The 14,407-nt window shown below is 31.9% G+C and carries 14 protein-coding genes and 1 riboswitch; of the genes, 10 read left to right on the plus strand and 4 right to left on the minus strand.

All coding sequences use genetic code 11. From position 1 onward, the window contains the following. Positions 1–72 precede the first annotated feature (72 nt). Complete coding sequence (locus tag BS101_RS05085) at positions 73–966, minus strand: DMT family transporter (protein WP_073537842.1); 894 nt, start codon at positions 964–966, stop codon at positions 73–75. Positions 967–1,236: 270 nt separating this feature from the next. On the opposite strand from BS101_RS05085, the gene BS101_RS05090 reads away from it, so the two are divergent. Next, on the plus strand, positions 1,237–2,088 hold the full coding sequence (locus BS101_RS05090) for a dimethylarginine dimethylaminohydrolase family protein (RefSeq protein ID WP_073537843.1): 852 nt from the start codon (positions 1,237–1,239) through the stop codon (positions 2,086–2,088). An 81-nt stretch (positions 2,089–2,169) separates the two neighbouring features. On the opposite strand, the gene BS101_RS05095 is transcribed toward BS101_RS05090, so the two are convergent. After that, positions 2,170–3,528 carry a PFL family protein gene (locus BS101_RS05095; RefSeq protein WP_073537844.1) on the minus strand — a complete coding sequence of 453 codons (1,359 nt, stop codon included), beginning with the start codon at positions 3,526–3,528 and terminating at the stop codon, positions 2,170–2,172. Positions 3,529–3,546: 18 nt separating this feature from the next. Next, positions 3,547–3,816, minus strand: coding sequence for an ACT domain-containing protein (locus BS101_RS05100; RefSeq protein WP_011989344.1), 270 nt, complete (start codon positions 3,814–3,816; stop codon positions 3,547–3,549). 136 nt (positions 3,817–3,952) lie between these two features. Further along, positions 3,953–4,044, minus strand: a riboswitch (glycine riboswitch). Between the two features lie 235 nt (positions 4,045–4,279). Here BS101_RS05100 and BS101_RS05105 point away from each other — a divergent pair. From BS101_RS05105 to BS101_RS05125, 5 genes are all read left to right on the plus strand, one after another. Further along, positions 4,280–5,464, plus strand: coding sequence for a quaternary amine ABC transporter ATP-binding protein (locus BS101_RS05105; RefSeq protein WP_073537845.1), 1,185 nt, complete (start codon positions 4,280–4,282; stop codon positions 5,462–5,464). Between the two features lies 1 nt (position 5,465). Beyond that, a complete protein-coding gene (locus tag BS101_RS05110; RefSeq protein ID WP_073537846.1) occupies positions 5,466–6,290 on the plus strand; it encodes an ABC transporter permease in 825 nt (274 codons plus the stop codon). A gap of 23 nt (positions 6,291–6,313) precedes the next feature. Next, positions 6,314–7,210, plus strand: a complete 897-nt coding sequence (locus BS101_RS05115) for a glycine betaine ABC transporter substrate-binding protein (RefSeq protein WP_073537847.1) — start codon at positions 6,314–6,316, stop codon at positions 7,208–7,210. A 329-nt stretch (positions 7,211–7,539) separates the two neighbouring features. Further along, positions 7,540–8,283, plus strand: coding sequence for an elongation factor P 5-aminopentanone reductase (gene ymfI, locus BS101_RS05120; RefSeq protein ID WP_073537848.1), 744 nt, complete (start codon positions 7,540–7,542; stop codon positions 8,281–8,283). A 127-nt stretch (positions 8,284–8,410) separates the two neighbouring features. Further along, the gene (locus BS101_RS05125) at positions 8,411–9,247 is read left to right on the plus strand and encodes a response regulator transcription factor (protein WP_073537849.1); all 837 of its coding nucleotides are present in this window, start codon (positions 8,411–8,413) and stop codon (positions 9,245–9,247) included. Between the two features lie 59 nt (positions 9,248–9,306). On the opposite strand, the gene BS101_RS05130 is transcribed toward BS101_RS05125, so the two are convergent. Further along, the gene (locus BS101_RS05130) at positions 9,307–10,626 is read right to left on the minus strand and encodes an SH3 domain-containing protein (protein ID WP_073537850.1); all 1,320 of its coding nucleotides are present in this window, start codon (positions 10,624–10,626) and stop codon (positions 9,307–9,309) included. A gap of 407 nt (positions 10,627–11,033) precedes the next feature. On the opposite strand from BS101_RS05130, the gene BS101_RS23240 reads away from it, so the two are divergent. The 4 genes from BS101_RS23240 (at position 11,034) to aroB (ending at position 14,370) form a co-directional block, all read left to right on the plus strand. Next, entirely contained in the window at positions 11,034–11,186 is a 153-nt protein-coding gene (locus tag BS101_RS23240) for a hypothetical protein (protein ID WP_198039570.1), read from the plus strand. A 165-nt stretch (positions 11,187–11,351) separates the two neighbouring features. Continuing rightward, a complete protein-coding gene (gene aroF, locus BS101_RS05135; protein WP_073537851.1) occupies positions 11,352–12,377 on the plus strand; it encodes a 3-deoxy-7-phosphoheptulonate synthase in 1,026 nt (341 codons plus the stop codon). Between the two features lie 35 nt (positions 12,378–12,412). Further along, positions 12,413–13,285 carry a prephenate dehydrogenase gene (locus tag BS101_RS05140; RefSeq protein ID WP_073537852.1) on the plus strand — a complete coding sequence of 291 codons (873 nt, stop codon included), beginning with the start codon at positions 12,413–12,415 and terminating at the stop codon, positions 13,283–13,285. Positions 13,286–13,290: 5 nt separating this feature from the next. Beyond that, complete coding sequence (gene aroB / locus BS101_RS05145; RefSeq protein ID WP_073537853.1) at positions 13,291–14,370, plus strand: 3-dehydroquinate synthase; 1,080 nt, start codon at positions 13,291–13,293, stop codon at positions 14,368–14,370. Positions 14,371–14,407 lie beyond the last annotated feature (37 nt).

A 14,407-nucleotide genomic window follows, 5' to 3' on the forward strand; every position in this document is an offset into this window, starting at 1 on the left:
AAACAAATACCGTGCTAAAAAGAAGAAATATCTTCAAGCACGGTCATATTTGCTATTTTCATTCTACTTATTTTAGTTTTTACAAAAGATTTGCACCTTTTTTAGAAAAGCTAATCTAGTAGTCTGTATTATGATCCCTGTAAAAATAAGAACACATCCTATTAACATCTGAAAACTTAGACTTTCATTTAAAAGGATTACTGCAAATATTCCTCCAAAGGCTGACTCTAAAGTTAATATAAGAGCGGTACTTGTGGAGGATATATACTTCTGGGCAATATTTTGCACTACAAAAGGTATTACTGTTGTAAAGATTGTTAAGTAGGCTATTGATTTTAATACCTTTGAACTTAAGTGTATGGTAAAAAATTCAAAAATTCCTGTAAGTATAATAAATAAAATTGAGGTAACTAAAAACTGTATTATAGTTGATACAATTGGATCTGAATCCTTGTTGAAGTATTCAATGGCAATCATGTGACAGGCGAAGGACAATGAACATAATATGGAAATCAAGTCCCCCTTATTAATATAAAAAGAGCCGTTTAATGTAAGTAGTCCTATACCAAATACTGCAAGTACTGCACCAAAAACTGAGTGTATGTTTGGGGGCTTTTTATATATTATCCATCCTAAAAAAGGAACTATAAGTATATAGGCTCCCACCAAAAAGGATTGTTTTGATGCAGTGGTGTAAAATATGCCTGTAACTAAATTTAAAAATGCCAAAAAAAGAAATATGCCAATTATACTCCCATGTAATATGTCTTTTTTTCTTATACTTTTCAGTTTGGTTGGAAATATGGCACATAAAAAAATTGTAGAAATACCAAATCTTAAACTCATTAATGTAAAGGGTCTTATATCACTTAGTATATCTTTTATAATTGCATAGCTTGTTCCCCAAAGCAAGGCGATTAGTCCTAAAGCTATTGAATACATGATAGATTTCTTTTTATAATCCATGAAGTTGTCCACCCCTTCTTTCTTCAAACTGTCTTTTAATCACTTCATATAATGATAATAGTCCATACGTTAAAGTATATATCTTTTATTTATAATTGTTAAGGAGTAAAATTCAATGAACTTTTTAGTTGTTTAAGATTCAATCTTTAATGTTTTGGTTTCATTAGTTGAAAAAGTAAAGAATATTAAAAATAACAGCATTAGGATAAAAAACATATTAAAAGTACATATTAATAAAATGGATATTATTACGTTGAAAGGGGTATTTATATGGGTGATTATTTTGTGAAAAATTCGACGGGTGTTTTAAAGAAAGTGTTGCTTTGTCCACCTGATCATATAAAGCTTTATTCTATTAATGTTATATCTGAAGAATGGATTAAAAGGGGTATTAAACTAAATATAGAGCGTTGTATTAAGGAACATGAGGAATTAATACAGGCATATAAAGAAAATGGTGTAGAAGTAGTTTTAATGGAACCGGACGTAAAACTAACCAATGAAGTGTTCGCAAGAGATTTTGGTGCATGTATAAGAGAGGGATATATTTTAGGGAATTTTAAGGAAAAAATTAGAACAGGAGAAACAGTAGCTTACAGAAATAAGATGAAAGAGCTGGGAATACCCTGTGTGGCAGAAGTTTCAAAGGGTTTCTTTGAAGGCGGAGATTTTTGGTTTTTGGATTATGATACGTTGGCTATAGGGGTTATTGACAGAACTAACGAAACAGCCATAGAAGAGATCAAAGAGCAGCTTAATAAATTTGAATATAATATAATCCCTGTAAAGTGTGAAGAGGATAATTTACATTTAGATATGTGCTTTAATATTGTAGAAGAAAAAATTGCAGTGGTGTGTAGAGAAGCATTGCCGGACAGTTTTATTAAAATTTTAGAAGAAAAAGGATTTTACTTAATTGATATTTCCCAGGAAGATGTTTTTAAACATTATGGCAATCTTCAATCTTTAGGTAATGGAAGAGTAATATCACTTAAATCAAATAAAAAGGTGAATGAACAATTAAAATCACATGGAATTAGTGTAATAGATTTGGATATAAGCGAGATACTTAAAAGTGGAGGAGGGCCGCATTGTATGACATTTCCTTTGGTTAGAATATGATTGAAATATAGTGAAAATATATATTGTATTTTCACTATATTTCAGTAATTTTAGTTGATATCTATTTTTAGATATTTTAAACTAATTTTTAAAGCTGTGAACGGGGGCTGGAATTTTTCCTCCTCTTGATATAAAGGCTTCACTGGAAAATTTGCTTACAGACATTATAGGAGCTTTACCTAGAAGTCCGCCGAAATTAGCTTCTTCCCCGATTTTTTTGCCATATACTGGAATTATTCTTACTGCAGTGGTTTTATTGTTTATCATTCCGATGGCAGCTTCATCTGCAATTATGGCAGATAGGGTGGATTCAGGAGTATCACCCGGTATTCCTATCATATCCAGTCCTACAGAACATACACAGGTCATGGCTTCTAGTTTTTCAAGGTTTAAAGAACCTGTATTTACTGCGTGTATCATTCCTTCATCTTCGCTTACAGGTATAAATGCACCACTTAGTCCTCCTACTTGAGAAGCTGCCATTATACCTCCTTTTTTTACTGCATCATTTAAAAGTGCCAGGGCAGCGGTAGTTCCTGGACAACCACAGCTTTCAAGTCCCATTTCCTCCAGTACTCTGGCTACACTGTCTCCCACGGCAGGAGTAGGTGCTAGGGATAAATCTACTATACCAAAGGGAACATTTAGTCTTCTTGAAGCTTCTGCAGCAACTAACTGTCCCATTCTTGTTATTTTAAAAGCAGTCTTTTTTATTGTCTCTGCTACCACATTGAAATTTTCTCCTTTTATTTCTTCAAGGGCACATTTTACAACACCAGGGCCACTTACTCCTACGTTTATTATGCAGTCAGCTTCTCCTACTCCATGAAATGCTCCTGCCATGAAAGGGTTATCTTCAACAGCATTTGAAAATACTACAAGTTTAGCACATCCTATACTTTCCTTTTTCCGTGTGAGATAGGCAGTCTGTTTTATTATACGTCCCATATCTCTTACAGCATCCATATTTATTCCAGCTTTAGTAGTGGCTACATTTACAGAAGAACATACTTTTTCAGTAACAGATAGTGCTTCTGGAAGGGATTCAATTAATATCTTGTCGCCTTTAGAATAGCCTTTATGTACAAGACATGAAAAGCCTCCAATGAAATCAATACCCAGTGTTTGGGTTGCCTTATCTAAAATTTTTGCATATTCTATATAATCTGTATCGGAACTTGCCTGTGCAATAAGAGAAATAGGAGTTACAGATATTCTTTTATTTATTATGGGAATACCGTATTCCACTTCGATTTCCTGGGCAGTTTTAACTAGATTTTCAGCGCAAGTAGTTATTTTATCATATATTTTTGTACGTGCTTTTTTACCATCACTATCTATACAATCTAAAAGGGATATTCCCATGGTTATAGTTCTTATATCTAAATTTTCTCTATGGATCATATCAATTGTTTCCAATATATTCTTAGTATTGATCATTTTATCCAACTCCTCAGTTTAAATTTCATGCATGGAAGTAAATATATCTTCTCGTTGAATTTTGATAACTACATCAATTTTTTTTGCCTTATCTTCAAGGGCAGTTTTTAAATTACTAAAAGTTATATTCATTTGCGATAGGTCTACAAGCATTACCATGGTAAAGTAATCTTTTATGAGAGTTTGGTTTATGTCTAAGATATTTATATTATTTTCATATAAAACAGAAGTTACATTATAGATAATACCTGTTTTATCCTCGCCAATTACAGTTATGAATGCTTTCATTATTTACATCTCCTTAATAGTTATTGTATTGTTAATAATTTACCCAGAAAAAATAAAATGAGACTAAAGATAAAATTAGTCTCTGGAAAACAGGTTTTAAGTATGCATCCATAAAAAATAGACAGAAACTTAAAACATGAAATCCCCTGTCCTTTTTACCTGAGAGTTTCACCAAAATTTTGGCTTTCCCCTTCGGTGCTCTTAAAGAGTCTCTCCAGAGGTTCGTCCAATAACGGTTTACAAAGTTACTCCCATTATCTTCATCCGTTCTTATTAAATTAATAAAATGATTATAACACTTTTAAACAGTCAATTCAAATCAATTGTAAATTGACAGAATGTTGACAAAAATACAAGGTATATGTTAGAATAAAGCGATCTTTAGTTACAACTTTTAAATATATTTAAAGTTGTTAGTTTAGAAGATTGTAGTTATTATTCTAAATTGGATAGGGAGAATATTATGTCACAAATAGAAGTAAAAAATGTATATAAGATTTTCGGGAAAAATCCTAAAAGGGTAATTTCACTTTTGGAAAAAGGAATGACAAAAAATGAAATACATAATAAGACAGGAAATGCTGTAGGCGTAAATAATGCTAGTTTTCAAGTAAACGAAGGTGAATTTTTTGTAATTATGGGTCTATCAGGAAGTGGTAAATCTACTTTAATAAGATGCCTGAATAGATTAATAGATGCAACAAGTGGCATGATATTAATTGATGGAGAAGATATATTAAAATGCAGTGAAGATAAACTTCGTGAAATCAGGCGAAAAAAAATAGCCATGGTATTTCAAAATTTCGCTCTTTTTCCCCATAGAACCATATGCAGTAATGTAGAATATGGATTGGAAATACAGGGAATTGACTTAAAAGTAAGAAAAGAGAAGGCATATAATGCTTTAGAATTGGTGGGGTTAAAAGGATATGAGGAAAGTATGCCTGATGAATTGAGCGGAGGTATGAAACAGAGAGTTGGACTTGCTAGAGCTTTAGCAACGGATGCAGGTATACTGTTAATGGATGAAGCATTCAGTGCGTTAGATCCGTTGATACGCAAAGAGATGCAAGAAGAGATGCTGCAGTTGCAATCAAGAATGCATAAAACTGTGATATTTATAACTCATGATTTGGATGAGGCACTGAGATTAGGTGATAGAATTGCCATAATGAAGGACGGAAATATAGAGCAAATTGGTACATCAGAAAATATATTGACCCATCCTGCTAACAAGTATGTAAAGAGGTTTGTACAGGATGTGGATAGGACCAAAATAATCACTGCATCGGCTATAATGGAAAAATCCAAGGCAATTATTCTTTCTAAAGATGGTCCTAAATCAGCAGTAAGACTTATGAAAGATGAAGGCATATCCAGTATTTATGTAACAGATAAGTATAGAAAATTAAAGGGAATAGTAAGGATAGACGATACCATAGAACTGGTAGAGCAGAGAGTTTCTAATATAGAAAGTATACTTATAACTGAAGTTCCTACAACATCACCAGATACATCCATATCGGATCTATTGTCTGTTGCAAAAGATGCAGTATATCCAATAGCAGTGGTAGACGAAGACCACATTATGTTGGGAATTATAAAAAGGTCTACTATTATAGCGGGAATAGCAAGAGAGGAGGACTGATTTGTTTACATTTCACGTAGGACCATTTTTTGAATTTATCGTTAATTGGCTTACAGATAATATGGAACCGTTTTTTCACTTAATAACGTTAATTAACAGTACACTTATAGAAGGATTGGAAACTGTACTTTTATCTGTTCCAAGTATAATTGTTATAATAGTGTTTTCTTTATTGGCTTTAAAATTATCAGGTAAAAAAGTAGCTGTATTTACTGCCATTGGGTTATTATTTATAGATTGTATAGAATTGTGGCCTCAGACAATGGAAACACTTGCATTGGTTATTGTCTCAACGTTAATATCTCTAATAATTGGCATACCTCTTGGAATACTGGCATCAAGGAGTGAAGGTTTTAATAGAGTGATACGACCAATATTAGATTTCATGCAGACAATGCCGGCTTTTGTATATTTGATACCGGCAGTTTTATTCTTTGGAATGGGAAAAGTGCCAGGAGCAATTTCAACTGTAATATTTTCCATGCCGCCTGCAGTAAGACTTACCAATTTAGGAATTAGACAAGTACCTGAGGATGTTATAGAAGCAGCTAGGTCTTTTGGCTCCACTAATAGTCAGATGCTTTATAAAGTACAAATTCCCATAGCGTTACCTACAATATTGGCGGGGGTAAATCAAACAATAATGCTTTCTCTTTCAATGGTTGTTATTTCAGCCATGATAGGGGCAGGCGGACTTGGAAGGGAAGTTTATAATGGTATAACTCAGATGGAAATAGGCAGTGGCTTTGAGAGTGGTATTGCTGTTGTAATTCTGGCAATGGTATTAGATAGAATAACTCAATCATTAGGCCACAAAAAGAAATAAATTCTTAGGGGGTATAATAAATTATGAACAAAGAATTAAAAAAACTTGTTGTATTAGCTTTTTCAATTATATTAGTCATAGGCACATTATCTGGCTGTGGTAATACTATAGGTGATGCCAATGATAAGGAATCAAAAAGAACAGTTAAATTAGTATATGTGAACTGGGCGGAAGGAATTGCCATGACAAATCTGGTAAGTGCCATATTACAGGATAAAATGGGATATAAAGTTGACATGAAACAAGGGGATGTTGGAATGGTATTTACTTCTCTGTCTAGTGGTGACATGGATGTATTTTTAGATGGATGGCTTCCGCTTACCCACAAGGATTATATGGACAAGTATAAAGGAAAATTGGACAATTTAGGTGTTAATTTTGAAAACGCAAAAATCGGATTGGTTGTTCCAAGCTATATGAACATAAATAGTATTGAAGAATTAAATGGCATTAAAGACGAATTAGATGGTAAAATAGTGGGAATAGACGCAGGTGCAGGTATAATGAAAGTCACTAATAAAGCCATAAAAGAATATAACTTAAACTATGAACTTCTTGAAGGCAGTGGAGCCACCATGACTGCTATGCTGAAGAAGGCAGAAGACAAAAAAGGACCTATTGTGGTTACAGGATGGAAGCCTCACTGGAAATTTGCCACTTGGGATCTTAAATTTCTTGATGATCCTAAAGGAGTGTTTGGTGAAACAGAAAATATTTATACTATAACCAGAACTGGATTTGAAAAAGATATGCCAGAAGTTGCACAATTTCTAAAGAATTTCAAAATGAACGATCAGCAGCTAGGAAGTTTAATGGGAGATATCAAAGACAATGCTAGTAAAGAACCTATAGATGTTGCAAGAGAATGGATGAAAAATAATGAAGAATTGGTTAATAGCTGGGTGCCAAAAAGTAAATAGAGAGATGTAAATTTTGACTTATTTCTAACTGTATTTTATTGAACACTGGAATATATGAATGTAGGACAAAAAGGGGTTTACGGAATGTTTATGTAACCCCTTTTTTGATCTATCTAAGCCATCAACATTATATTTGAGGCTGTAGCTTCAGAGCCAATTTTAAGTCTCAAGCTTTATTAGCACATCTATTGTGATAATGGAATATATTTTATTTTCATTTTTCTTATCTGAAATAACCCTACAATAATTTTGCACTGACAGTCTGTAGAAATTGTAAATTTACTTAAGATTTATGGTGTATACTAGATGTTAATAAGGAAGTGATATATATGGAAAATTTATCAGGAAAAGTAGCAGTGGTTACTGGAGCATCAAGAGGTATAGGGAGAAGTATTGCAGTAAATTTAGCTAGATGTGGTGCTTTAGTGGCAGTAAATTATATTAAAAATGAAAAAGAGGCTTGCAAGACTTTAGATATGGTAAAACAGGAGGGGTCTAATGGAATAATAGTACAGGGAGATGTGAGCTTATATGATAGTGCTAAAAAAATAATGAAAATCACTTTGAGCAATATGGGTAGGATAGATATATTGGTAAATAATGCAGGTATATCCAAGGTAGGCCTTTTTATAGATATGAGAGAAAATGAATGGCAGCAGATAATAGACATTAACCTTAAGGGAGTGCTTAATTGTACCCATTGTGTATTAGAACACATGATCTCAAGAAAATCAGGTTCCATAGTAAACATATCTTCTATGTGGGGAAAAGTAGGGGCATCTTGTGAGTCTATTTATTCTGCATCTAAGGGAGCTGTAAATCTTTTTACAAAGTCTATAGCCAAGGAAATGGGGCCTTCTAACATAAGAATAAATGCTGTGGCACCTGGTGTTATCGATACAGAGATGAATTCATGGCTTCAGGAGGAAGAAAGAAAAAATCTAATAGAGGAGATACCTATAGGTAGATTTGGAAAAAGTGATGATATAGGAAAAATTGTATGTTTTTTAGCAGGAGAATCATCTCAGTATATAACGGGTCAGATAATAACTGTAGATGGAGGTATGATTTAGCTGAAAAGGAAATTTTTATATTTACATAGTTAGTAGTTTACTAAAGTAATATTTATATTAAACGATAAATAAAATAAGTTATAGGTATTTAGTTTAAAAATTTAAATATTATAGGATGAAAAAAATTATGTATAAGATTATAATGCTGGATGATACGGCTTATGTTAGATATAGAGTAAAGGATATTTTGGAAGGTATAGGGATGGAATTATGTGAGTCAGGAACTTCTTTTGATTTTTTTAATAAATTATATGACAATAAGAAAGAATTAAATTTAATAATATTGGAAGTAGGACTCAGTAGTGAAGACGGTTTTAGTGTGCTTAGAAAAATAAAAGGTAGGGGTTTAAACATACCTGTAATGGTACTTACTAAATTAAGTGATAGAAGTTCTTTTATAAAATGCATAAAAGAAGGTACTTCGGATTATATATTAAAACCTTTTAATAATAAATTGTTAATTGACAGAATATCTAAGCTTGTAGTCTGTCACGAAAATTCAAATAAACCAGAGGAAATAATACATTTAAACTTCCAACAGTATATTGTTAGACAAGTTACTAAATGTAAAGCGGAAAGTAAGAAATTTTCAATTATTATGGTAAGTCTAATAAAAGAACATTTTACAGAATTAGATGAGAAGATAGAGGTAAGAGATAGGTATCTTATTTTAATAGATTTTCTTTATAATCAACTAAAAGTTATTTTTAAAATATCAGATTTATTTGAAAAATACGGATTGTCAACTTTTGTAGGGGTACTTCCCGATTGTGATGAGAAAAAAATTATTTCAATTATAAATAGTATGAAATTGATTTATACTAAATTAAAAGCAATAGATAAAAGATATAGTGAATATACCCTTCAATGCAGTTTTGTGGTATTCCCAGAAGATGGTGAGGACAAACAACAATTACTAGATAAACTGACTGTTAAAATGAAGTTAGAAATGATTAGAAGTTGAATTAAAAAAGAATCCCTATTTTAATCCGTTTGTGGAGATTCTTTTTCAATAAAGTAAAATTATATATTTATATAGTCTGAATGAACATATCCAACTGTAGAGCCCCATTGTATTTTATACCATCTACCTTCAGTATCTAAAATTGTAACACTAGTTCCATTTGGCAGTGTGGTAAGAATACGGCCTGTCCAAGGATTATTCCTTAAGTTTAATACTGAAGAACTATTGCTTAAAGTTACTGTTCCGGTTTGGCTGCTAGTCGATGATTGGCTTGTAGAGGTATTTGTAGCTGCTACATTAGATGGAGCTGCAGTTTGTGAAGTACTTATATAACTTGAATATACATATCCTGTAGTACTATTTACAGATACCTTGTACCAGCTTCCGTTAGATTCTAAAATATTTACAGCGGTTCCGTTAGGGAGAGAGGATATTATATTACCTTGAGGTGTACTTCTCAAGTTCAATGTAGAAGAGGCAGTGCTTAATTTAACATATCCTGAACCTGTTGAAGTACTGCTTCCTGAATTCTGTGATGATGAATTAGAAGAAAGCTGCTGAACTGCACTATTGGTGGAACTGGCGCCTGAACTTATATAATTGGAACTAACATATCCATAAGACGAATTTAATTTGATTTTATACCAATCGCCGATAGTTCCTACGATTTGAACCGTTTCCCCTTTTTTCAAATAACCTAGTATTGAGAAAGAAGTGCCTGCTCCATTTCTTATATTTAAAACTGAACTGTTATTTGATATATTTACCACTCCACTTTGATAAGTACCATTACTTACAGGTTGGTATGTATCTGTAGAAGAACTGCTGCTTTCATTAGAATTAGAACCAGAAGATGCCTGAGTAGTACCTTCACCTACATATATGTATCCTTTAAGATATAAATTTCCCCTGTTCTTTATGGCTTCTTTTGAAATAGTTTTTATATTCCCATCATAGCTTCCACGTACACTAAAGTTACCTTCATTAAAATATATAGTATCGCCATCTACTTCTTCTACAAACCCCACATGTCCATAACCTACTGAGCCGCCGCCCCATACGATTATGGAATTTGCCTTTGGTTCTGAACCATAGGAATATACATTATCTTTAGCATTGGCATACCACCAATCTACTGCATTACCATAAAATTCTGAAGGAAGTGCAATTCCCAATTTTTCAAGAACACGTCCATAGGTAAACCAGGTGCATTGACCTGCATATCCACACTTTGCAAATATATTTCCCACTGCAGTATACGCACTGCTTTGTATATTTGGTAAATCACTGGAAGCATGTACAGTATTTACTATATTTTTACTGTTCATAATAGCTGTTGAAATAAAAAAAGCAAATACTAACTTTTTAGATCTATTCATACTTGTGTACCCCCTGAAAACATAATATGAATTTAAATCATATTTAATCTAATAATAAATAAACAAACTCTTAAAAGATTATCGTAGATTAATAAAGAATATTTAATAGAATATTTAATATAATTATACTATTTTTTTCATATTATTTCATCCTATAATTAAAACTTTTTTAACTTATTTTGTAATTCTATAGAAATTGTAATGTTATAAAAATTTTAAATTATACAAATAAATAAAAAATATAAAATTTGCTGTTGACATAGAGATAAAAAATGTTATAATTAAGAACAAATAGAATATATCACTTTACAGGATTAAATTGAAATTCCTGTGAATGTTTTGTTTAAGTATTTTTTAAATATTTTATAAAATTATTGTAATAGTAACTTTTGTGGAGGTTAGGTATAATGGAAAATATCATCGGAAAGGAAAGAGAAGCAGTAGTAAATAATAATTCATATTATTTTAACTTTACTTTTAGCTGGGGCTATTTTTATTTTAGCGCTGGTTATGTTTGCTTCCCTAAAAAAATAAAGTTTCCTTCTGATGAGTTAGGATAAATTATAAAAATGCATGATTAAAGAAATTTTTATATACAGTGTGTATTTAGTTAATTCAAACAAGGCTCATTAGAGCCTTGTTTTTTATTTGGAAATAACTTCTAAAGCTAGCATAGAAGTTATCCTATAATTTTAAAGTGTTCAAAAATTTAAGGAGGAACTGAGATGATAGTAATTATGAGTCCAAACACACCAACAGAAGAAATAATCATATTAAAACAAAAGATTGAATCAGAAAATAATGTTTCTATAAATTTAATACAGGGAAAAGAATATTGTATATTAGGACTGATTGGAGACACTACAAAGGTTGATGCAAGTAAAATAAGGGCTAATGAATTTGTAGAAAATGTGGAAAAAGTTCAGCAACCCTACAAATTGGTTAACAGATTGTTTCATCCAGAAGATACTGTAATTAATGTAAAAGATACTTCTATAGGTGGAGAAAAACTGGCAGTTATAGCAGGCCCTTGCTCTGTGGAAAGTGAAGAACAAATAGTAGAAATTGCAAAAAATGTAAAGGACAGCGGTGCTAAATTTTTAAGAGGAGGTGCTTTTAAACCAAGGACGTCACCTTACAGCTTTCAGGGACTTGGAACTGAAGGATTGGAACTTTTAAAAGTTGCAAGGCAGGAAACAGGACTTCCCATAGTTACAGAAATTATGTCTGAAGATATGATAGATAAGTTTGTAGAAGATGTGGATGTAATACAGGTAGGCGCAAGAAGCATGCAAAATTTTGAGCTTTTAAAACAATTAGGAAAAACTAAAAAGCCAATTCTTTTAAAAAGAGGATTATCCTCTACTATTGAAGAACTTTTAATGTCTGCAGAATATATAATGTCTGAAGGAAATGAAAATGTAATACTTTGTGAGAGAGGAATAAGAACTTTTGAAACTTATACTAGAAACACCTTGGATTTAAGTGCCATTCCTGCTATAAAAAAATTAAGTCACCTTCCTATAATAGTTGATCCAAGTCATGCTGCAGGGCTCTGGTGGATGGTAGAACCTCTTGCAAAAGCAGCTGTGGCAGTGGGAGCAGACGGGCTTATGATAGAAGTTCATAATGATCCTGCCAATGCAAAATGTGATGGACAGCAATCCATAAAACCAAAAGTTTTCCAGAATCTTATGACAGATATAAATAAGATGGTAGATGTGAAAATGGATAAACTGCAGATATTATAAAACCATAGGAGTATATGCTGAAGGAGGAAATATAAGTGGAAGATTGTGACTTTAATATTAATATAGCTGTAATAGGTATGGGACTTATCGGAGGATCTTATGCCATGGCTCTTAGGGATTTGGATCCTAAATGTATTATTGGAATAGATAAAGATAAATATACTTTAAAAAGTGCTTTAGATGATGGGATTATAGATGGGGCTTATGAAAGTGGAGGAGATTTCTTAAAAGAAATAGATCTTATTATAGTGGCTCTCTATCCTAAAGATACAATTGAATTTATAAAAAGTAATTTACAGTATTTAAAAAAGGGTACCCTTATAACGGATACTTCCGGTATAAAACAAGATATAGTTGACAATATAAATTCATTCTTGCCTGAATATTTGGAATTTATTCCTGGACATCCTATGGCGGGAAAAGAATCTAGAGGCATAAAAGGGGCATCTAAAGATATTTTTAAAGGAGCCAATTATATAATAACTCCCGGGGGAAAGAATACTTCCCGGGGGCTTCAAAAAATAGATAAAATGGCAAGGGCTATAGGCTGTAGTAATGTAACCTATATAAGTCCAAAGGAGCATGATAGAATAATTACTTTTACAAGTCAACTTCCCCATATTATAGCTGTATCTCTTATGAATTTACATGAAGAAGACTATAAAGGTAATATAGAATTATTTACTGGGGGAAGCTTTAAAGATGCTACCAGAGTAGCACAGATTAATTCTAAATTGTGGACTGAATTATTTATTATGAATTCAGATAATCTCATAGAAGAAATAGAAAATTTTCAAAGCAGCATGGAGATATTGAAGAAAGCTATAATGAGTAAGGATATAAGTACTATGAGATGTATTTTTGAAAAGTCCATGTTAAAAAGAAAAGAATTAGTTAAAGGACAGTGATTTGTGTGAAGGCTATTGATATTAATGTTAAAGAAAAAAGTTATAAAATATCTATAAAAAAAGGTATATTGAGTTCTATAGGAGAAAGATTGAAAACTATTTACCAGAGTAGAAATATAGTGGTGATTACGGACACAAATGTGGAAAAAGTCTATATGGAAACATTGAAAAATTCTCTTTTAGAAAGTGGATTTACAATGAAAATTATATCTATAGAACCAGGAGAAAAGAGTAAAAACTTAGCTACACTGGAAAGAGTATATGAAAAACTATGTGAATTTCAGATAAGGAGAAAAGATATAATAATTTCTCTAGGAGGTGGAGTAGTTGGAGATCTTTCGGGCTTTGCTGCTTCCACTTATTTGAGGGGGATAAATTATATTCAAGTTCCTACTTCTCTTTTAGCCCAGGTAGATAGCAGTATAGGTGGAAAAGTAGCTGTAGATTTGCCCTGGGGTAAAAATTTGGTAGGAAGCTTTTATCATCCAGATGCCGTATTTATAGATCCAGATGTACTTCTATCTTTGAATGATAAATTTTTTAGTGATGGGATGGGAGAAGTTATAAAATACGGATTTATAAAGGATAAGAGTATTTTAAACCTGCTGGATTCTTGTAAAGATAAGGATGAAGTTTTACAATATATTGAGGATATAATATATAAATGCTGCAGTATAAAAAAACATTTGGTAGAAAAGGATGAAAGAGACTTGGGAGAAAGGATGATGTTAAATTTTGGTCATACACTGGCACATGGGATAGAAAAATATTATAACTATGGTAAATATAGTCATGGAGAAGCTGTTGCTATAGGTATGGCATATATAACAAATATAACTGAAAGAATGGATATAACTAAGAAAGGAACTCATGACTATATGAAAGGTATATTGACAAAATATGGACTTCCAGTAAATATGCCGGATATGGATAAACAAGCTCTTGTTAACTCTATAGCTTTAGATAAAAAGTCTTCAGGAGATGAAATAAATATCATAGTTATAGAAGAGGCGGGGATATGTAAAATAATGAAGATAAAATTACAGGAAGTATATGGGTTCTTATTTCCAGAAGATATTATATAGGCTAATTTTTAGTTGAAAATAGGTAAAAAGGGGACAA

This window comes from Clostridium kluyveri, assembly GCF_001902295.1.
Classification (GTDB): Bacteria; Bacillota; Clostridia; order Clostridiales; family Clostridiaceae; genus Clostridium_B; species Clostridium_B kluyveri_B.